Genomic DNA, 19,255 nt, shown 5'->3' with positions numbered 1-19,255 from the left:
ACGAAGCAATCTCAGGAGTTTGTTATTATTTCATGAGATTACCACGCAGCCTACGGCTGCTCGCAATGCCGATTGGGTATCCACACAACAAAACCAACTTGAAAAATATCAAGATATACTATATAATTTATGAGACTTTTACAAGGTAATTTTAAGTGACGATAACAATTACTGATAGAGCTTTTGAACGGGTTTGCGAGTTAGTAAAGCTAGAACAAGATAAGAATTTAGTACTGCGAGTTTCGGTTGATAGCGGCGGTTGCTCAGGACTTATGTATAATTACGAACTAGTCTCAAAAGATAATATAGAGCAAGATGATTATGTCATTACTAAACATAATGCTACAATTATTATTGATCCTATCTCTCAAAAATTTATGCTAGATTGCACTCTTGATTTTATAGAAGAACTAGGCAGTTCATATTTCAACGTTAGTAATCCGCAAGCTAAAGCAAAATGCGGCTGCGGTAATTCTTTCTCGGTGTAAATGCAAGTATTGCGAGTAGGCATTGTTATTAGAATGCCAATGTCATTCCTGCAACAGCAGCAATGACATAGCAACGTCAAACTTTTAATGTTAATCATTAAGTTGCATAGTTGCTCCACCTACCTCAACTTCGTCATTATTATCATAAGGAGGACTCTCTACTTCATTACTATTAACGTTATTATCTTTATCTTCTTCGTTATCTGAAGCATTACTATCTAATGTTAATATAAACATTTTGTTCTTGGACTTGTTGAGAGCTATTAAACTTTGTTTTAATGTTTCAGCTTGAGATTTTCTTAAATTTAGTCCTTGTCCTTTACATTGCTCCGTAGAGAGAATTTTAAGGCCTTGAGATTGTCTTATTAAATCATCGCATACCAAATACTCCGTAGTCCTAAGTATTTCCTTCTTCTTGTTGTTGAGTTTTTAAATCCATTATTTCTGCATTAGAGCAAACCTCGGTAATAAGTTTTACTAAGTCAGGACGATCATTTAACGATCGGCCCAAAGGATCATTATAAGTAAATATTATCTTATTTGTATCATTATCTCATATTTACCCAATGCCTATGTCCTGTATTAATTGGCATTTGTTTACTTCTTGTTAGATTATTAGTCAATTGCTCATTTTGATTTTGTTGTACTTCTGGCCACTCCTTGGCTTGCAGCTCCGGCAGTGAAACAAAATCATTTATTATAGTCTGTGTATCACTTAAAAATTTTGTTCTGTCAGCCTCTTTAGTAGCTAAACTCAGATCTTCTATCTTACCTTTGTCAAGAATTGAGCGTATAAAAGCAGTATTTTCCTCCATCTCCGTACTATAAACTTTATGAACTTTTAACAATAATTTTTGTTCTTCCTGAGGGCTAGCTATACTTGCAGCCTTTAAATATTCAAAAGCAGCTAGCGGTATTAAATTAAATTTAAATAAAAATTCTTCTAAAGATATATAAAGATCTTTTTTTAAAGACAGATAATGCTCTACTTCTTTTTTATTCTTAGGGATGTTAAAAATTTCTCTAAGAATAAAACTACACTCTTCTATCGGGTCTATACTTAAACTTACCTTGAAATATTTTATTGCTTCTTGAAGCAATTTAATTACTATTTCGCTTTTATTTTCGTCCTTATAGAATCTCCCTAAATTTAAAATAATCCACCTATTTTTTAAATATTGCTAAAAATGTACGGAATTGTATCATGGTTATAGAGAAAGTTAAAATCTTTCTCAATTTCCGGAGCACTAATATATTCTCTTATTGCTCTAAACCAATCTAATTCCGATTTACTATTTTCATAGATCATACCTAAATAATAATGAGCATTGGCTTTTATTTCATTTATAGATATAATAATATGCTCAGCTTGCGATCCCGTAAGTTTATCAAGCCATTCTAATGCTTCTTTATAATATTTTTTTTTGTTCTTTATTAGATTCTACATTATTGGTTACTTGAGAAGGTTTTAATTTTATATTATTATTTACTCCGTCAAAAAATCATTTATATTTTTTAAACCTCGTTCCTGTTTAGGACTACCAAGCAGTGTACTGCCAACTGCTTTTATTTGATTCCATATAATAATTATATCTATAACTTACTTGCATTTATACAAATAAAAACATTTTTGATCTATAAACTGAATAAATAAATATTAATACTATTTAAAAAAATTCTAAATAAGTAAATTTACAACAAAGATTTAAAGGCGAATTTGTGAAATTCTAACGATAAGAAAGTTCTATTTTTTATATTGTAAAAAATTATTACTTCTATTTTAAAATTGAATTAATAGGGGATATTTATATATATTTTGAAAGGTAAAATTTGAAGTTATTTTTCTTTTGTAATTTTATCATATTTTTTTAGTTTGATAAGAATAGACTCTAGATTATCCAACTTCATCATACATGGACCATCGCTTGGAGCGTTATCGGGGTCTTGATGTACTTCCATATACATACCGGCGATACCTACAGAAGTTGCTGCCTTTGCAAGTAACTCTACATATTTTCTTTCTCCGCCGGTACTACCTCCTAGCCCGCCCGGTTGCTGAACGGAATGTGTGGCATCAAAAACTACAGGTACATTTAACTCTGCCATTATTGCAAGACTACGCATATCAGATACCAAGTTATTATAGCCAAAACATGTTCCTCGCTCTGTGAATAATATATCCTTTACTCCAAAAGCGTCTAGTTTTGTTTGTACATTTTTCATATCCCACGGAGCTAGAAACTGTCCTTTTTTTACTTTTACTATTTTACCTGTTTTTGCTGCAGCTTGAAGCAAGTCGGTTTGTCTACATAAAAATGCTGGAATTTGTAAAATATCTGCTACTTCGGCTGTTTCAGTACATTGACTCTCTGAATGAACATCAGTAACAATAGGGCAATCGAATTCAGATTTTACTTTTGATAAAATTTCTAAACCTTTCTCAATACCAACTCCTCTAATCCCATGTACGGAAGTTCTATTAGCTTTATCAAAAGAAGATTTATAAATAAATGGAATCTCAAGCTTGCTAGTTAATTTAACAAGTTTTTCTGCCATAAACAACGCATGATCTTTTCCTTCAATCTGACAAGGCCCTGTAATTAGAACAAACGGTAAATCATTTCCTATTTTGATATTGTTAAGTTTTACTACTTTTTGCATGATTCTTAGATTTAATTAATTGAACGAGGCACGGATTAGTGTTTCTCTGTTATATCAGGTACTGATTCATTTTCTATTAAGTCATTATTAATTATTAGTGTATAATATTTTTCTTTTATTGTCGTTAAATCATAACTACCATGATAATAACCTTCTAGGTTAATAATTTTTTTTAAATAAAAATTTACCTGCTCTGTTTCTAACGGTTCATCTATATTTTTTACAATAGATGACTTAATATTAATTAAATACGCTTTTATTTTTTTTAATTCTTTAATAATTATAAAAATATCATGCGGTTTTGTTACCAATATTCCTACAAACAAAATTAATAATATTTGCGTTAAAGACATATTTATATTAATTTCTTATGTTTATATTTTGGATTTAAAATACTTTCCCCGTTAGTACTGAGCATATATTCATAATAATCTTGATAATTTCCTTCAAACCATGTAGCATTATTTTCTTTATCATATGATATAATATGAGTGGTTATTCTATCTAAAAACCATCTATCATGACTAATCACTAATACACAACCTGCAAAATCTAAAATAGCATCTTCAAGTGCTCTTAACGTATCAATATCTAAATCATTAGACGGCTCATCTAATAATATAACATTTGCTCCTTCTTTTAGTAATTTTGCCAAATGTACTCTGTTACGTTCTCCACCTGAAAGTTGTCCAACTTTTTTTTGTTGATCACCGCCTCTAAAATTAAAAGCTGCACAATAAGCTCTACTTTTAATTATTCTATTACCAAGTTGTAATTCATCTAAACCTTCTGAAATTTCTTCCCATATAGTCTTATTATCATCTAAATGATCCCGTGATTGATCGACATAACCTAATTTTACCGTTTGACCAATTTTAATAGAACCACTATCTGGCATTATTTTACCTGTAATAATATTAAACAAAGTAGACTTACCTACTCCATTCGGTCCAATAATTCCTACAATAGCTCCACGTGGAACTTTAAAACTAAAATCTGATAATAATATTTTATTATTAAATTTTTTAGCTATATGTTCTGCTTCAATAACAAGATCACCTAAACGAGGTCCGTTAGGTATAATTATTTGAGTAGGATCAGTTTTTTGTTCTTGTTGTTTATTTAATAACTCTTGATATGCTGTAATACGTGCTTTATTTTTTGATTGTCTAGCTTTTGGAGTTTGACGAATCCATTCAAGTTCACGATTCAATTGTTTTTTTCTATCATCGTCTTCTTTACTTTCTAAAGCTATTTTTTTTTGCTTCTGCTCAAGCCAAGAACTATAATTTGATTCCCACGGTATACAATTTCCACGATCTATTTCTAATATCCATTCTGTAACATTATCTAAAAAATAACGATCATGGGTAATTACTATTACAGTACCTTCATAATGCTTTAAATAATCCTCAAGCCAAGAAACTGATTCTGCATCCAAATGATTTGTAGGTTCATCAAGTAACAACATATCAGGTTTCTCTAAAAGCAATTTACATAAAGCCACTCTTCTTTTTTCTCCACCGGAAATTTTTGTAATATCTGCTTCTTTTGGTGGGCAACGTAAAGCAAGCATTGCGATCTCTATTTCACGTTCTAGATTCCATCCATCACAATTGTCTATTTTTTCTTGCAATTCTGCTTGTTTATCAAAAAGCTTTTGCATTTCTTCATCAGTGATTTCAGCAGCAAATTTGTTACTTATATAATTAAATTCATCAATAAGTTTTTTCTTTTCATGAAGACCTTCTATGATATTATCAAAAACATTTTTACTAGCATCAAGATACGGTTCTTGAGGTAAATATCCTACTTTTATACCAATTTTAGCTGTTGCTTTACCTTCAAACTCTTTATCAATACCTGCCATTATTTTTAATAAAGTCGATTTGCCTACTCCATTTGGACCTATTATACCGATTTTAGCTTTTGGTAAAAATGATAAATTTGTTTCTTTTAAAATTCGTTTACCACTTATAATTTTGCTTAAACCAACCATTTCATAAACATATTGATATGACATAAATTACTTATTCCCTTATATTATTATATTACACCGATATATATATTTACTACTGTATTGTATGAATTTATTGCTCTATGAGCATATAATTCAAAATTAGATATTGTAATTTCTATCATTGTTTTTTTCTCGTTTAGATATTTATTTTAAGCAATAAAATGCTGTATATATACTTTAATTTTAGCAGCTTGAGGATTGTGTATACTTTTATACTTATAATTTTTCGTTCAAGCTTATTGACAATTTTTCCATATGCATTTTAATTTAATTTAAACAATATCAAGTCTAATTCTTCCAAATCTTTATAATGAAATATTAATTTTCCGCCTAATGGATAATTTTCTATTGTTATTTTTATACCAAATTTTTCTGATAAAGCTTTTACTAATAATTCTAGATCATTATCCGTAGTGTTGTCCTTTAAAAAACGCTTTCCTATTTTGTTATTATTGTTCGGGGATTTTGTATACCCATTTTTATACCATTGTCTTACTAGTTCTTCTGTTTGACGTACATTTAAATCATTATTTATAATATGATCGGCTATTACTTCTGCATGTTCATGATTTATTAAACACCGAGCTTGACCCATACTTAGTATATTTTCATTTACTTTATCTTGAATAGACTGCGGCAAATTATTAAGCCTTAATAAATTAGCTATATGACTACGACTTTTACCAAGCCTTTCAGCTAATTTTTCTGCCGTATAATTAAAATTTTCTATTAAATATTTAAAGCCACGAGCTTCTTCCATCACTGTTAAATCAGTTCTTTGTATGTTCTCAATTAATGCTATTTCCATACTTTCTCTAGCATCTAAATTTTTTATAATTACCGGTATCTCTAAAACTTTTGCTAATTTACATGCACGCCAGCGTCGCTCTCCTGCTATAATTTGGAAATTATTATCAACAATAATAGGCTGTAATAAACCATTATTCAATATAGAATCTGCTAATTCTTTTATTTTATCATATTCAAAGTTTTTTCTAGGCTGATTCTCGTTTGGTCTTATTTTATCAATATTTATTATTTGTACTATTTCTGATTCTATAGAAATAACTTCTTCTCCAAGTAATGAAGATAATCCTCTTCCTAGTCCTTTATTTTTCGCCATATCTTTCTAAGATTTCTTTCGTAAGTTCTATATATGCAACTGCTCCCGAACATTTATAATCATATATAATAGCCGGTTTTCCATATGAAGGAGCTTCAGATAGTTTAATATTTCTTGGAATAACGGTTTTAAATACTAATTCTCCTAAGCATTTTCTAACATCATCTTCTACTTGTTCAGTTAAACGATTACGCTTATCATACATTGTAAATAATATACCTGCAATCTTTATCTTAGGATTTAATTTTTTCTCTACAATTTCAATTGTTTTTAACAAATGACTTAATCCTTCTAAAGAATAAAAATCACATTGCATTGGAATCAGTACTTCATCGCTTGCAACTAAAGCGTTTACCGTTAATAAATTTAATGAAGGAGGGCAATCAATAATTATATAATCATATAATATTTTTATTTCTGCCAATAGCTTCATTAAAATATATTCTCGGTCCTTTAATTTTGTTAAGTCTAATTCAGCCGCAGATAGATTAGTGTTTGAAGTAATTATTTCTAAATTTGGTATATCTGTAGAAATTATTGCATCTTGCAATTCTATTAAATTTGTTAATACTTGGTATATAGTATTTTTGCGTTGTTGCTGACTAATTCCAAAACCGGTACTACTATTCCCTTGAGGATCAAGATCTATAACTAAAATTTTTTTATTTACAGCAGCAAAAGCTGTAGCTAAATTTACAGTAGTTGTAGTTTTAGCTACCCCTCCTTTTTGATTAACAATAGCAATTACTTTCATATCATTTTTGTTAAATTACTAACTTCTAGAATTTTCCCTTCTTCACAAGTAATACTTTGATGTATTAAATAACCAAATAACCATCTCTCTTTAGCTTCTACTATTTCAGTTAAATAATTTTTTCCTTTTAATAACAAAAATTTTTCTCGTACTGAAATATTTTTTATGCAATTAAATATTGTATTTAAGTTAGAGAAAGCTCTACAAGTTAATATACTACAATCTATTTCTACTTTTTCTATTCTTTGATTGATTATTTGTATGTTATTATTTGATATCTTTGATGCTTTTTCTAAAAATATACATTTACGTAAATCAGCTTCTATTAAACTTACTTGCGCTACCCCCGCTATAGATAATACTATACCAGGCAAACCGGAACCGCTTCCTATATCAACCAAATGTACTTCTTTATTATCAATATATTGTATTAATTGTAATGAGTCTAATATATGACGTTGCCAAAAATTATGTATAGTATTATCCGATACAAGATTGATTGATTTATTCCATTTTTTAACTAACTTTTGAAAAATTTCTAACTTTTCAATTATTTCACGTGGAACTTCCATCACTATATTTAGTTTTTAAATAAATTATAATAGCCGTAATTGCTGCAGGTGTAATCCCTGGAATTCGACGTGCTACACCAATAGTAGTAGGTTTATGGGAAGAAAGTTTTTCCTGTATCTCTAATGATATACTTGGTATTTTAAAATAGTCAATATTTTTAGGTATGAACTGCGCCTCTTCACTTTGAAATAAATTAATATCTGCGTGTTGTCTAGTTAAATATGAAGCATATTTTGCTTCAATATAGAGTAATTGCAAAATGTTATTATTTTGTGTTTCTTTAAGAATAGGAAAAATTTTAATAGCTTGTTCAACATTAAAATTAGGTATTTTAAATAAGTCTAATACTGTTTTATATGTACCATCCTGTGCAACCTGTATACCCATTTTAGCAAGTGTACTAGTAGTTAAAGACAAGGTATTTAATAATGATTTTATTTTTTCTATATCTTCACATTTTTTTGTGAATATTTTTTTACGTTTTTCTGATACGACTCCAATGTTCATCCCTAATTCCGTTAAACGTAAATCAGAGTTATCTGCTCTTAAAGATAATCTATATTCTGAACGAGAAGTAAACATACGATAAGGTTCTATAGTACCAAATGTTGTTAAATCGTCAATCATTACTCCAATATAACTGTTTGCTCTTGTTAACATAAACGGTGCTTGATCTTTTACTGCTAAAGCAGCATTTATACCGGCTATTATACCTTGCCCTGCGGCTTCCTCATATCCTGTAGTACCGTTAATTTGCCCGGCCAAATACAATCCAGCTATTTTTTTTGTCTCTAGCGTAACACTTATTTCACGTGGATCAACATAATCATATTCTATAGCATAACCTGGACGTAAAACCTTTACATTTTCTAATCCTGGTATTGTTTTGATTAATTTATGTTGCACATCTTCAGGCAAAGAAGTAGAAATACCGTTTGGATAAATCGTATAATCATCTAACCCTTCAGGTTCTAAAAATATACGATGTTCTGATTTTGTACTAAATCTGACTATTTTATCTTCAATAGAAGGACAATATCGCGGTCCTATTCCTTCTATTTGCCCTGAATATATTGCCGATTTATCAAGATTCTCACGTATAATATCATGAGTTTCTGAGGTTGTTTTTGTGATAAAACAATTTATCTGAGAAACATTAACAATATTTGTTAATTCAGAAAAAGGACGAGGAATTTTATCGCCAGGTTGTAAAATTGTTTTACTATAATCAATAGTACGTCCATCAATACGAGGCGGTGTACCTGTTTTTAAACGAGCCAGTTTAAAACCTATTTGTTTTAATGTATTTGATAATCCATACGAAGGCTCTTCATCTACTCTACCGGCAGGAATTTTTTTTTGTCCAATATGAATAAGACCTGATAGGAAAGTACCTGTAGTTAATATAATTTTTTGACAAAGAATTTTGCTACCGTTATTTAAAATAACCGCTTCAATTTTAGAAGATTTAATTTCTATATCTTCCACTTTTCCATATAATATATCTAGATTAGGATAATTTGTTAATATTTGATACATCGCTTTTTTATAAAGCTTTCGATCAGCTTGAGCTCTAGGTCCCCAAACTGCTGGTCCTCTAGTCTCATTCAGCATTTTATAATGTATACCGGCTTGGTCTATAACATAACCCATTAACCCATCAAGTGCATCGATTTCTTTAACTAATGTGCCTTTTGCAATGCCACCGATTGCTGGATTGCAAGACATTTCGCCTAAATTTTCCGGTTTTAACGTAATTAAGAGAGTAGGAACTCCAAGACGTGCAGACGCAGCGGCTGCTTCTACGCCTGCATGTCCACCGCCTATAACTATTACGTCATATTTTAGCATTAATTATTCTATAATTTCAGATTTATTAAAGAAAAATTCGATTTCTCTTTTCGCACTATTTTCACTATCTGAACCATGAATACTATTAGCCTCAATTGATTCGCCTAAATCTTTTCTAATAGTGCCTGCTTCAGCTTCAGCAGGATTAGTTACCCCCATAACGGTGCGGTTTAAAGTTATAGCATCCTCCCCCTTAAGCACTTGAAGTACTACCGCTCCTGAAGTAATATATTCAACTAAGCTATTAAAAAACGGTCTTGCTCTATGCTCATCATAAAAACATGCAGCTTCATATTTAGTTAAAAATTTCATTTTCTGAGCCACTATTTTTAAACCGGCATTTTCTAAGTAAGTATTAACTTGCCCTATTTTATTCCTTTTGATAGCATCAGGCTTAATCATTGAAAAAGTATATTGTATTGTCATTTTGTAACCTATTTATTATAATTATTAAATGTATTTTTTAGCTGAACAATTCCATATTAAAGCAAATAACCCTCCTCCTAAAAGAGCAGAAATACTGAAAAATATAAATACCCCATTCCAACCATAATTATCGCTAATCCATCCTACGCCAACTCCCGCAATAGCCGCTCCTAAATAACCAAATAACCCTGATAATCCATTAGCCGTACCGACAGCCTGACGGGTACTAAAATCAGCAGCTGCTATACCTACAAGGAGCTGAGGTCCTGAAACAAAAAAGCCTATTAAAGAAAGAATTACTATACTTAATAATTCACTGTGAATAGGAAGTTTCCAAAACAAGACTAACAATAAGCTAAGCAATACCATACATATGGATGCAACAGGACCTCGACGACCTTGAAATAGTTTATCAGATAAAACACCTGCTATTAATGCCCCTGGGATACCTATCATTTCATATAAACCGACTTGTAAGCCTGCATTTGCAAGACTTATATTACGTAAATCTTTTAAAAATGTTGGAGCCCAATAAATTACTCCGGAACGTATTATATAAACAAACATGTTTGCTAAACAAACATACCATATTAGCTTATTACAAAAGACCATTCTAAGTAATTGTGGAGTTAATAGCTTCTCATAATCTCCTATAGCTTCAGGTGGATATTCTTTATATTCCTCTACGGTAGATAAACCTACTTCTTTTGGAGAATTACAAAGCCTATTATATAAAAAAAGCGATACTACACAAGCAACTACACCTGGAACAAAAAAGGCAGCTCTCCAATCAAATTTATCAATTAAATAACCGCAGCTTATCATAGCAAGGGCACCACCTATTTGATTAGAAGTTGCACCCATAGCCCATTTAGTTCCAAGTTCTTTTGAAGCGAACCAGTGAGTAAGCATCTTTGTTGCAGGAGGCCAGCCCATAGATTGAAACCAGTTACTGGCTATCCATAAAATTCCTATAAGCCATAAAGAATCTGCAAAACCTATTAGCATAGTAATGATCCCGACAAATACAAGACCCAAAACCATAAATATCCGAGCATTAACTTTATCACTAATAAACCCGTTACACGCTTTACTAACTCCATACATAATAGATGAAGCAGTTAATATCCAACCAATTTGTGTTTTAGTAACCCCAAAATATTCTCTTATAGCAGGAGTTGCTATATTAAAATTCTGACGACAAAAATAAAAAGTTGCGTAACCTATAATAATAGAATACAAAATCCTTACTCGCCAACTATTATATTTTTTTACATATGGCGATCTTGGAGTTTTAATTTTGGATCTTGTATTTGTCATATTATAAACTCTCCGACTATAAAAACAGCAAATTTCAGAGTCTATTTTTCGGTTTTATTTACCAAAACTTTATACTCTTTATTTAAACCTTTAACGGCATATATCCATAATATTACTATTACAAAGAATATAGAAGCAAAATAAGGAGTTGCCTCTACAAAACCAAATGCAGGAAATAAAATAAAGAATGTAGATTGAATAATAGCACCGCCTGATTTACCAAATCTTCCTCCGATAACTTCAACAGCAGCTTGCCCTTTTACTCGTAAATCCTTATCAAGCGGAATATACGCCATATTTTTAGTGGCATCAAATAAAGAATATTTTACACCTTTACTTAAAACATTTTGAATCATACCGATCATAACAGCAAGTGCTAAAGGACCTGAAGCAAGAATACCTGTTAAATGCATAGCAATAACACTATCAAAAAAGATAAATGCAAAAAACGCTGCACCGGTAATTAACATCATTAATGGAGTTATCATAGCTGCAGTTAGCCATGATACTTTTCTTAAAATATTACTACCTATAAGCATGAAAGCAATTGCAACCCAACCCTGATAAAATTGGAACTTCCCCATATATATAGTGTAAGCCTCTTTCGTCGGATATAATTCTTTTACTTTGGATTTCCAAACACCTTCAACTAAATTTACTGAAACACCGTAAGCAATAAGTAACAATGCAATATAACCTACATACTTAGAAGTAAAAATCATTTTAAAACTGTCTATTAATGACATTTTAGCTTTAGCTTTCTTTTCTTTTACTAATGCCGGATCATAAAGTCTAGGATCAGTTAGAACGTTTTTATTCATCCATCTATATGTTAATATTACTAAAAAGCTACTTGTTATCATTATAACAAATAAAGGCACAAATTTTAGATGTTCTGCAACTATTTGAGTTTTTTCATGCAAGCAATATCCAATAATTACGGATGTTACAGGCAATGCTAAATTAGCAAGTAAACCAAACATTGAGTAAAAACGTTTAGCTTCATCGGTTTTAGTAATTTGGTTAGCAAATTGCCAAAATAATAAACTAAGCATCATTGTTCCCCAAAGCTCTGCCATAGTATAAAAAGATGCAAAACTCCATTTTCCAACTATTCTTATAAACCATTTGAAATTAGGATAAGCTACACTCCAAGATTCTATGGTTTCAGGGTCAGGATGAACTAAATCAGGGTAAGGGTAAAGAACAAACGCAAATAATGCAAAATACCCTAAGAAAAATGAAGTAATAACATAAAACACGTTTTCTTGCTTTAAAATATCGCAGAGCTTAACATAAATTACCATAGCGATTACGGCAGAAGGTAGTACTATATATGTTTTTAAAAAACTTATTGCTTCTGCTCCTATATCTGTTACTACAAACCCGTCTTTAATTGAACGAAGCGTTGAGTAGTTTAATAAAATACAGAACATCATAAACGCCATAGGAAGAAACTTCTTATTTTCATATCTTTCTATAGGCCAAATTACCTTGCTTAGTTCCGAGAGATAATTGTCACTTTTGGGAGTATTCATAAATTAAATTTTTCTATTTATTTTGAAGATAAATATTATACTAAAATATGTTAGAAAAGTCAAATCTATTGATTTTTCTCAAAAGAAATTAAATAAAATTATTAACTATAGGATGCGTAAAAGCAATATGACAATTTATTTACTTGATTTTAGTTTCTATCTATAATTTTCTATTTATAAATTATAATAATAAAATATATGTCCAAATTAAAAACAGCTCTATTATTAACTGCTATAATTTTTATAACAGGTTGTAAAAGTAATATGAAAAATGAAAACAATATTTCATTACCGCAATATGTAACTTTGAACATTCAAACCTTAAATAGTTCAGAGGATAAAACTATTAGAATAAAGGCAAAAACTTTAAACTTTCCATTATCTTCAGAAGATTTACGTGATATATCTATTTTAGAAAAGAAATATGATCAAGAAGAAAATTGTGCAGGACTTGCTGCACCGCAAATAGGCATATCAAAATGTATAATAATATTTGCAGTACATGAAGATGCAGAGTTAAAAAAATGGCATCCTGACCTTAAGGATACAATGCCTAAAACTATTTGGATTAACCCCTCATATAAACCGATAGGTATTGATAAACATGAAGATTACGAGGGATGCTTTTCTGTTGAAAATGCTACAGGACCAGTAGCAAGATTCAAGAAAATTCATTATCACACATATGATATAAATGGCAATCAAATTCAAGGTATCGCAGAAGGATTTTTAGCAAGAGTTATCCAGCATGAAATCGATCATCTAAACGGAAAAGTATTTTTAGATTATGTAGCTCCCAAAAAAATAATGACTAAAGAAGAATATTTAGAAATGCGTAAAAAAGCAATGGAGCAGGAAAATATAAAATCTTAGAGTTCTCTAAATCTCAAATATCATTCTAGCTAAAATTTGAGTATGTCATTCCCGCGAAAATTTACTTTATATTATTTTTGGTATAATACTATTGAATCGGATACGGGACGCACACGATGTTCGCCTAAAGCTTCATCTTCATCACCTGTTACATTATTTATAATTTTTCCGCCCATGAATAATGTAGAAGAACCGCCACCGTCTAAATTGATTGCCGATTCATATCCAAGTTAACATATAATCTGCAAGTTCTGTTTTAGTTAATCCTATCACAGTATAATTAACAAGGTGTTTTTCTAAAATTTTTAAAGCTTCAGGAATTATTAATTTATCAACATTTATTTCTTTCTCTTTCCGTAATATTGATCTTACTTGCACAAGCTTAAGGTCTTTTACATGTTGCTTATAAATATGCTCGACTACAACTATAACTATAGTGCCGTCATTACACACTCCTAAGGCAGTACGAGCATGAGCCGGATCATCTTGTTTTGGATTATCTACAACATTTTTACCGTTTTGAACCAATAAGGGAATACCGGTTACTATTGAAGCAGTGTTACTTAAATTTATAAGCTTACCGTCTTTATCGATAAATTCCAAAATTAACTTTACAGAATCATTTATATTTACTACCGGCAAACTTGTTGCTTGTGGAAAGGACAATATAAAGCCTTTCTTAAAGTCTTTCTGTGGAATTTGATTATCACCATGCTTACTTATTGCCGTAACAATAAAATTAGACCTATTCTGATCAATCAAAATTTCTTTGTTAGTATACGACATTAATGTGGTAGACGCCCAAACATCATTATAGAAAGTAATATCTTTTAGGTTTGAAAAATAATTAACTTGATTTGGAATAACAGATTTATCGCCTATTGCTACTAAAATTTTTGCACTAGCCTTGGTAATTTGAATATTGCCCTGATCTATAATTAACAAACTTTGTAGTTGTTTTCTAAGGCTAAATAGCTTACTGTCTATCATTAAAGTAAGACTTGGTCTGCCGTCATCACTACCAGCGATTTCAAAGAATCCGACATTAATAGCAGCAGCTGCATTAGTGCGGTGTACCATAACGTTTACTGTTTCTCTACCTTATAACCTGATTATGAGCTTTAACTAGTTTTAACCCAAAATTCTTAGGATCAATAGTTAAGGCATGAATCACTTATCTTTTTCATAACGATTATATGTTAAGCCTTTATATTCCTTTGCGTATATTTTAAAACTGATTCTTAAAGCAAGAAATAAGTAAACTAATCTAATCATATTGTTTTACTTTTTTAACAATAAAATTTAACCATAATGCCTCTCTACTTGGAGAGAATCTCTTACTCTTTTCCGTCCATATTTTAACTATTTCAAAAAGCCTGTTAAAATAAGGTTTTATTGTATCTTCATGCATATTGTAAAAATCGCGATCATCACGTTGTATAATATCTGAACCGTATCCGTAAGAAACATAAAAAATGCCTTCCGGCTTTAATACAGCATAAATTTTTTTACACATTGATTGTTTCATTATAAGGTACATAAAGGAGAGTTGCTTGAGCCCCAAACACCATCAAACGACTCCTTAAATATCTTGAAAAGTGGAGTGCAGTACATCTATTCCGGTTGCTTTTGTAGCTCATTTAACCATTTCGGTTGAACCGTCAAAAGCAGTAACTTGATATCTTTGACTTAAAAAATACTTTGTATCACGACCAACTCCGCAACCTACATCTAAAATATGAGCTTGTTCAGGTCAATAACTAGTAAATGCTTTATAGTTATCAGACAAATCTGCATTGATTGTTCTGCTATAAAACTCTTGAAAGTTATTATTATAATATTGTATATTTTTCCCAACTATTAGTATATTTATACTCACCAAACAATAACATACAAATAGACAATATATATAATTTCTATTATATATTAGACTTCTTTTCGAATTCGCTTATAGGGAGGAATTTGGAGGAAACACGGAACGCAGCACCGCAGCGTATAAAAAAGTACGTGAGGATGCGAGTACCGGATTGACGTACAAATTCCCCCTAGAAGTAGAGTTCCAAAAGAAGTCTATTGACTATTAGACTTAAAAATGATCTACTTATCAAGAATAAGGCTTAAGGTTTATATGATAAAAAAAATAATATTTGGAATAGCTATTTTACTTAGTATAAGCTGCTTTGCCAAAAGTACAACTTCTGACGGCTCAAAAAAAGATGCAGCAAAAACTAACGATGTTACAACACAAAAAATTATAGATGATTTTTCTGCTTACGCCGGTACTATAAAACCGGAAGTACGGGAGGAAATACAAAAATATAGAGTAGCAATAGTCAAGATTAATAAGAAGAAACGTGAACTATATAACAGGCTTTCCAAAGAGGCTCAAAATTTTTTAGCAGAGCAACAAAAATATAAACAAAAACTATCTATCTCTAAGCTACCGGTAGAAAACGACCAAAAGAATAATACTGCTGATTCTAATGATAATAAGAGCAAAGATACAAAATAAATTACTTTTCTTAGCCGTTATTGTGCGGGTCCAAAATCGCCATTGCGAGCAGCAGTAGGATGTGGCGGCAATCTCATGAAATAATAACAAACTCCTGAGACTGCTTCGTCAATTGCTACGCAATGTCCTCGCAATAACGGATAAACCTATCCATACAACATACTCCGCTTTTAGCTAGGTATTTCATAAATCTGCTCTACTACACCATCAAGACCCATTAAAAAAGTATAAACTTTTAATTGGGGGAATTTTTCTTTTATTATATCACGGGCCTTGTTTAAAATTGCTGCATGTGCTGCCGTTTCTTTTTCCTTGGTATTTAGCTGTTCCTGACCTATAAGTATTTTATAAGCTCCACATTCTCTATGATCAAGAAAAACAATTTGTTTTATGTTATGTAATTCTTGCAAAATCTCAATAGTATCTTCTATTGTTTTTCCCCAATAAGTATATTTGTCATTAATGAGAGCAAGCGATGCACCTGGCAGTGATACTTTATCAAAATTATCTTCTAATCCTAATTTCTTCATTAATTTATCTGTTTCGTCTATTAATCTAAAATCTACACAACTAATTAAAAGAGTAGAAGCTTCATTTAATGTTTTTAAATGTTCATTACTTACTTCTACCTGTACAACTTTCTTATTGGCAATTATATCATTGTTAGCAGCGTAAAGATTTAAACTAGACACCATAATAAACCATAAAATTATATATTTTACATGTATCATAAAATTCTCCTATTTAAAAATATTTCTTACAGGCTTTAAAATAAGAATAACCTGTAATGATTGTTAAAAAAGCGGCAACCCATAAAATTATTTCCCCTACTATATCTAAATAAATAATTCCTGAACCTTTTGAGCCTAGTATCAATATCGATAAAGCAAACATTTGTAAAAACGTTTTTACCTTAGCAAGTCTCGATACAGGCACACTAACCTTTACTAGAGCTAAAAATTCCCGAAGACCGCTAACTAAAAATTCTCGTGCTAAAATTAATAAGCAAGGTATCTCATCTACCTTATCTTTTTTTAGTAGCATGATAATAACGCAACCTACAAGTAGCTTATCTGCTATAGGGTCAAACATCTTGCCGAAACTTGTAACTAAATTATATTTTCTTGCAATATAACCGTCAAAAAAATCCGTAATACTAGCTAAAACAAATAATAATGCCCCAAGTGTACGTGCAAGTGAATTATTTATATAAAATACCAGTATAATAACTGGAATTACCATTATTCGAGCAATAGTTAGATAATTAGGTAAATTTTTATCTATTCTCATTAATTAAATTTATTAATATAATATTGTTGAATGATGGATAGAATATTATTCCAAGACCAATATATTAAAAGTCCCACAGGAAAACTACTAAACATAAATAAAAAAATTAGCGGCATAAATTTCATTACTTGAGCTTGCATCGGATCCGCAGGTTCAGGACTCATTTTTTGCTGTAAGAACATAGTAATAGCCATTAAAATAGGCCATGCTCCAATCATTAAAAATGACGACGGCGAGAACGGTAATAAGCCGAATAAATTAAAAATAGTAGTAGGGTCAGGTGCAGATAAGTCTTTAATCCAGCCGTAAAACGGTGCTTGCCGCATTTCAATAGTTACATACAATACTTTATAAATGGAGAAAAATACCGGAATTTGAACAAGTATAGGTAAACAACCAGCTACCGGATTTACTTTTTCTTTTTTATATAAAGCCATAATTTCTTGATTTAAACGTGCTTTATCATCACTGTATAAATTTTTTATCCTATCGATTTCCGGCTGTAAATTTTTCATTTTTTTCATCGAACGATAAGACTTATTCGCTAAAGTAAACATTAATAGCTTAATTATAACCGTAACAATTAATATACTAACACCGAAATTACCGACATAGCCATAGAAAAAATTCATGGCGTAGAAAACCGGTTTGGTAATTATATAGAACCAGCCGAAATCAATAGCTCTATCAAATAATTTAATATTATATTGCTTTTCATATTTATCAAGCAAGTCTACTTTTTTTGCTCCAGCAAAAATTCTGCTTTTAATTGAAAAATTTTCGCCGGGCTTTATTATTTGTACCGGTGAAATAAAATCTACCTGATATCTTTCAGTCCCTTGCTTAAGAGCATAATTAAAATTCGAGCTGTAATTACTTGATTTATCCGGAATCAAGGAAGATAACCAATATTTATCGGTAATTCCTATCCAGTCCACCTTACTTGCTGCAAATTTTTCACTTTTCTTATCTTTAATATCATCATAAGAATATTCTTTAAGATTCTCATCTATACATCCGATAGGTCCTTGATGTAATATATTCACCGCTTTCTCTACGGCAATATATTTACGATTTATTAAACCGTAAGATTGCACAGGAAGTTCTTTATCACTATTATTAACGATGGTTTGCTCTATAGTAAATAAATAGTTTTCATCGACAGTAATAGTAACTAAAAATTTAACTCCGTCTTCATTAACCCAAAATAAATGAACAGGTTTTTCAGGGCTTAATATTTCACTATCACTATTCCATATAGTATCGTTGTTAGGAAGTTTTACACTAGATAAATTACTAACTAAACCAACTTCAGCAAAATATGCATTTTCTGTATTAGCCGGTGAAAATAATCTCACTTCAGGACTATTTTTAGATAAATCTTGTTTATATTTCTTTAATATTAAATCATCAAATCTAAGTCCTTTTAATGAAATAGAACCGGTAAGTGATTCAGATTCTATTTTAATACGCTGTACTTGACTTTCTTCTTGAACAACAATACCAGTTGCAGGTTCGACTAAAGCTTTTAACTGTTGTTTCTTTAAATTTTCTGCTTTCTGCACTGCTATTTGCTGTTGCTGTTTTTTTTGTTCAGGTTTTACAACAAAATACTGCCAACCAAAAATTATACTTAAAGACAGTATAATAGCGGCTATTAAATTAATTATATTATTATTCATTCCTAGGTCTTAAATTTTAATATTTTTAAAGCTTTAAGTTTTAAAGCATTTAGAGCAAATAATCAAGTAGTATATATACTTCTTTGCTTTCAAAAGTAGTGAATATCCAAGCTGAAAGACAACTTCCATCTTGGATACAAATTT

23 protein-coding genes and 2 pseudogenes are annotated in these 19,255 nt (G+C 30.5%); 4 read left to right on the top strand and 21 right to left on the bottom strand.

The features are described 5' to 3' along the window. Positions 1-155: 155 nt before the first annotated feature. Positions 156-488 carry an iron-sulfur cluster assembly accessory protein gene (locus TENJIKU01_RS05615; RefSeq protein WP_064429531.1) on the top strand — a complete coding sequence of 111 codons (333 nt, stop codon included), beginning with the start codon at positions 156-158 and terminating at the stop codon, positions 486-488. Between the two features lie 90 nt (positions 489-578). Here the strand turns inward: TENJIKU01_RS05615 and TENJIKU01_RS08985 are convergent, their stop codons facing one another. The 14 genes and pseudogenes from TENJIKU01_RS08985 to tlc1 all read right to left on the bottom strand — a co-directional run bounded on the left by TENJIKU01_RS08985 (position 579) and on the right by tlc1 (position 12,754). Then, complete coding sequence (locus TENJIKU01_RS08985) at positions 579-872, bottom strand: hypothetical protein (protein WP_064429530.1); 294 nt, start codon at positions 870-872, stop codon at positions 579-581. A 13-nt stretch (positions 873-885) separates the two neighbouring features. Further along, positions 886-999, bottom strand: coding sequence for a hypothetical protein (locus tag TENJIKU01_RS10765; RefSeq protein WP_371440165.1), 114 nt, complete (start codon positions 997-999; stop codon positions 886-888). A gap of 48 nt (positions 1,000-1,047) precedes the next feature. Further along, positions 1,048-1,588, bottom strand: a pseudogene (locus tag TENJIKU01_RS05605) (hypothetical protein). Positions 1,589-1,659: 71 nt separating this feature from the next. Further along, complete coding sequence (locus TENJIKU01_RS08980; RefSeq protein ID WP_172795051.1) at positions 1,660-1,797, bottom strand: hypothetical protein; 138 nt, start codon at positions 1,795-1,797, stop codon at positions 1,660-1,662. Positions 1,798-2,324: 527 nt separating this feature from the next. Next, positions 2,325-3,149, bottom strand: a complete 825-nt coding sequence (gene kdsA, locus TENJIKU01_RS05600) for a 3-deoxy-8-phosphooctulonate synthase (RefSeq protein ID WP_064429529.1) — start codon at positions 3,147-3,149, stop codon at positions 2,325-2,327. A 35-nt stretch (positions 3,150-3,184) separates the two neighbouring features. Continuing rightward, positions 3,185-3,502 carry a DUF2672 domain-containing protein gene (locus tag TENJIKU01_RS05595; protein WP_004996813.1) on the bottom strand — a complete coding sequence of 106 codons (318 nt, stop codon included), beginning with the start codon at positions 3,500-3,502 and terminating at the stop codon, positions 3,185-3,187. Positions 3,503-3,504: 2 nt separating this feature from the next. Next, on the bottom strand, positions 3,505-5,172 hold the full coding sequence (gene ettA / locus TENJIKU01_RS05590) for an energy-dependent translational throttle protein EttA (RefSeq protein WP_064429528.1): 1,668 nt from the start codon (positions 5,170-5,172) through the stop codon (positions 3,505-3,507). A gap of 259 nt (positions 5,173-5,431) precedes the next feature. After that, positions 5,432-6,292 carry a ParB/RepB/Spo0J family partition protein gene (locus TENJIKU01_RS05585; protein ID WP_064429527.1) on the bottom strand — a complete coding sequence of 287 codons (861 nt, stop codon included), beginning with the start codon at positions 6,290-6,292 and terminating at the stop codon, positions 5,432-5,434. Continuing rightward, on the bottom strand, positions 6,279-7,046 hold the full coding sequence (locus TENJIKU01_RS05580) for a ParA family protein (RefSeq protein ID WP_010976770.1): 768 nt from the start codon (positions 7,044-7,046) through the stop codon (positions 6,279-6,281). Before TENJIKU01_RS05580 ends, TENJIKU01_RS05585 begins: the two co-directional genes overlap by 14 nt. Continuing rightward, positions 7,043-7,621 (bottom strand): 16S rRNA (guanine(527)-N(7))-methyltransferase RsmG, encoded by a 579-nt coding sequence (rsmG, locus tag TENJIKU01_RS05575; protein WP_064429526.1) that lies wholly within the window; start codon positions 7,619-7,621, stop codon positions 7,043-7,045. The genes TENJIKU01_RS05580 and rsmG overlap by 4 nt, the downstream gene beginning before the upstream one ends. Beyond that, positions 7,602-9,470, bottom strand: coding sequence for a tRNA uridine-5-carboxymethylaminomethyl(34) synthesis enzyme MnmG (gene mnmG / locus TENJIKU01_RS05570; protein WP_064429525.1), 1,869 nt, complete (start codon positions 9,468-9,470; stop codon positions 7,602-7,604). The genes rsmG and mnmG overlap by 20 nt, the downstream gene beginning before the upstream one ends. A gap of 3 nt (positions 9,471-9,473) precedes the next feature. Beyond that, the gene (gene ndk, locus TENJIKU01_RS05565) at positions 9,474-9,896 is read right to left on the bottom strand and encodes a nucleoside-diphosphate kinase (RefSeq protein ID WP_064429524.1); all 423 of its coding nucleotides are present in this window, start codon (positions 9,894-9,896) and stop codon (positions 9,474-9,476) included. Positions 9,897-9,920: 24 nt separating this feature from the next. Further along, entirely contained in the window at positions 9,921-11,216 is a 1,296-nt protein-coding gene (locus TENJIKU01_RS05560) for an MFS transporter (RefSeq protein WP_064429523.1), read from the bottom strand. Positions 11,217-11,257: 41 nt separating this feature from the next. Further along, complete coding sequence (tlc1, locus tag TENJIKU01_RS05555) at positions 11,258-12,754, bottom strand: ATP/ADP exchange transporter Tlc1 (RefSeq protein WP_064429522.1); 1,497 nt, start codon at positions 12,752-12,754, stop codon at positions 11,258-11,260. 198 nt (positions 12,755-12,952) lie between these two features. Between tlc1 and TENJIKU01_RS05550 the strand changes: the two genes are divergently transcribed. Beyond that, positions 12,953-13,627, top strand: a complete 675-nt coding sequence (locus TENJIKU01_RS05550) for a peptide deformylase (protein WP_064429521.1) — start codon at positions 12,953-12,955, stop codon at positions 13,625-13,627. Between the two features lie 71 nt (positions 13,628-13,698). Here the strand turns inward: TENJIKU01_RS05550 and TENJIKU01_RS07850 are convergent, their stop codons facing one another. From TENJIKU01_RS07850 to TENJIKU01_RS09865, 4 genes are all read right to left on the bottom strand, one after another. After that, positions 13,699-13,803 (bottom strand): hypothetical protein, encoded by a 105-nt coding sequence (locus TENJIKU01_RS07850; protein WP_227780031.1) that lies wholly within the window; start codon positions 13,801-13,803, stop codon positions 13,699-13,701. Positions 13,804-13,846: 43 nt separating this feature from the next. Continuing rightward, positions 13,847-14,413: a phosphodiester glycosidase family protein gene (locus TENJIKU01_RS05545; protein ID WP_371440167.1), complete on the bottom strand. Its 567-nt coding sequence runs from the start codon at positions 14,411-14,413 to the stop codon at positions 13,847-13,849. Between the two features lie 481 nt (positions 14,414-14,894). Then, positions 14,895-15,143: a hypothetical protein gene (locus tag TENJIKU01_RS09870; RefSeq protein ID WP_227780030.1), complete on the bottom strand. Its 249-nt coding sequence runs from the start codon at positions 15,141-15,143 to the stop codon at positions 14,895-14,897. A 120-nt stretch (positions 15,144-15,263) separates the two neighbouring features. Further along, positions 15,264-15,365: a methyltransferase domain-containing protein gene (locus TENJIKU01_RS09865; RefSeq protein WP_227780038.1), complete on the bottom strand. Its 102-nt coding sequence runs from the start codon at positions 15,363-15,365 to the stop codon at positions 15,264-15,266. Positions 15,366-15,555: 190 nt separating this feature from the next. On the opposite strand from TENJIKU01_RS09865, the pseudogene TENJIKU01_RS07840 reads away from it, so the two are divergent. Both TENJIKU01_RS07840 and TENJIKU01_RS05535 read left to right on the top strand, forming a co-directional pair. Next, a pseudogene (locus tag TENJIKU01_RS07840) lies at positions 15,556-15,705 on the top strand (palindromic element RPE1 domain-containing protein); the annotation flags it as partial. A 50-nt stretch (positions 15,706-15,755) separates the two neighbouring features. Beyond that, a complete protein-coding gene (locus TENJIKU01_RS05535; RefSeq protein ID WP_064429519.1) occupies positions 15,756-16,139 on the top strand; it encodes a hypothetical protein in 384 nt (127 codons plus the stop codon). A 170-nt stretch (positions 16,140-16,309) separates the two neighbouring features. On the opposite strand, the gene TENJIKU01_RS05530 is transcribed toward TENJIKU01_RS05535, so the two are convergent. From TENJIKU01_RS05530 to yidC, 3 genes are read right to left on the bottom strand one after another with little or no spacing between them, the layout of a single operon-like run. Continuing rightward, positions 16,310-16,870 (bottom strand): carbonic anhydrase, encoded by a 561-nt coding sequence (locus TENJIKU01_RS05530; RefSeq protein ID WP_064429518.1) that lies wholly within the window; start codon positions 16,868-16,870, stop codon positions 16,310-16,312. Between the two features lie 13 nt (positions 16,871-16,883). Beyond that, positions 16,884-17,429 (bottom strand): CDP-diacylglycerol--glycerol-3-phosphate 3-phosphatidyltransferase, encoded by a 546-nt coding sequence (gene pgsA, locus TENJIKU01_RS05525; RefSeq protein WP_064429517.1) that lies wholly within the window; start codon positions 17,427-17,429, stop codon positions 16,884-16,886. After that, positions 17,429-19,111, bottom strand: a complete 1,683-nt coding sequence (gene yidC, locus TENJIKU01_RS05520) for a membrane protein insertase YidC (protein WP_064429516.1) — start codon at positions 19,109-19,111, stop codon at positions 17,429-17,431. Before yidC ends, pgsA begins: the two co-directional genes overlap by 1 nt. Positions 19,112-19,255 lie beyond the last annotated feature (144 nt).

The organism is Rickettsia sp. Tenjiku01, from assembly GCF_001653015.1.
Lineage (GTDB): Bacteria > Pseudomonadota > Alphaproteobacteria > Rickettsiales > Rickettsiaceae > Rickettsia > Rickettsia rickettsii.
This window is presented reverse-complemented; position numbering and strand designations above follow the sequence as displayed.

Excerpts from the sequence above, each read along its gene's own strand:
- mnmG (WP_064429525.1), bottom strand. The coding sequence starts at position 9,470 with ATGCTAAAATATGACGTAATAGTTATAGGCGGTGGACATGCAGGCGTA.
- TENJIKU01_RS05530 (WP_064429518.1), bottom strand. The coding sequence starts at position 16,870 with ATGATACATGTAAAATATATAATTTTATGGTTTATTATGGTGTCTAGT.
- TENJIKU01_RS05595 (WP_004996813.1), bottom strand. The coding sequence starts at position 3,502 with ATGTCTTTAACGCAAATATTATTAATTTTGTTTGTAGGAATATTGGTA.
- yidC (WP_064429516.1), bottom strand. The coding sequence starts at position 19,111 with ATGAATAATAATATAATTAATTTAATAGCCGCTATTATACTGTCTTTA.
- ndk (WP_064429524.1), bottom strand. The coding sequence starts at position 9,896 with ATGACAATACAATATACTTTTTCAATGATTAAGCCTGATGCTATCAAA.
- pgsA (WP_064429517.1), bottom strand. The coding sequence starts at position 17,429 with ATGAGAATAGATAAAAATTTACCTAATTATCTAACTATTGCTCGAATA.
- TENJIKU01_RS07850 (WP_227780031.1), bottom strand. The coding sequence starts at position 13,803 with ATGGGCGGAAAAATTATAAATAATGTAACAGGTGATGAAGATGAAGCT.
- TENJIKU01_RS08980 (WP_172795051.1), bottom strand. The coding sequence starts at position 1,797 with ATGATCTATGAAAATAGTAAATCGGAATTAGATTGGTTTAGAGCAATA.
- TENJIKU01_RS05545 (WP_371440167.1), bottom strand. The coding sequence starts at position 14,413 with ATGTCGTATACTAACAAAGAAATTTTGATTGATCAGAATAGGTCTAAT.
- kdsA (WP_064429529.1), bottom strand. The coding sequence starts at position 3,149 with ATGCAAAAAGTAGTAAAACTTAACAATATCAAAATAGGAAATGATTTA.
- TENJIKU01_RS05585 (WP_064429527.1), bottom strand. The coding sequence starts at position 6,292 with ATGGCGAAAAATAAAGGACTAGGAAGAGGATTATCTTCATTACTTGGA.
- ettA (WP_064429528.1), bottom strand. The coding sequence starts at position 5,172 with ATGTCATATCAATATGTTTATGAAATGGTTGGTTTAAGCAAAATTATA.
- TENJIKU01_RS05550 (WP_064429521.1), top strand. The coding sequence starts at position 12,953 with ATGTCCAAATTAAAAACAGCTCTATTATTAACTGCTATAATTTTTATA.
- TENJIKU01_RS05535 (WP_064429519.1), top strand. The coding sequence starts at position 15,756 with ATGATAAAAAAAATAATATTTGGAATAGCTATTTTACTTAGTATAAGC.
- TENJIKU01_RS05580 (WP_010976770.1), bottom strand. The coding sequence starts at position 7,046 with ATGAAAGTAATTGCTATTGTTAATCAAAAAGGAGGGGTAGCTAAAACT.
- TENJIKU01_RS05560 (WP_064429523.1), bottom strand. The coding sequence starts at position 11,216 with ATGACAAATACAAGATCCAAAATTAAAACTCCAAGATCGCCATATGTA.
- tlc1 (WP_064429522.1), bottom strand. The coding sequence starts at position 12,754 with ATGAATACTCCCAAAAGTGACAATTATCTCTCGGAACTAAGCAAGGTA.
- TENJIKU01_RS09870 (WP_227780030.1), bottom strand. The coding sequence starts at position 15,143 with ATGTGTAAAAAAATTTATGCTGTATTAAAGCCGGAAGGCATTTTTTAT.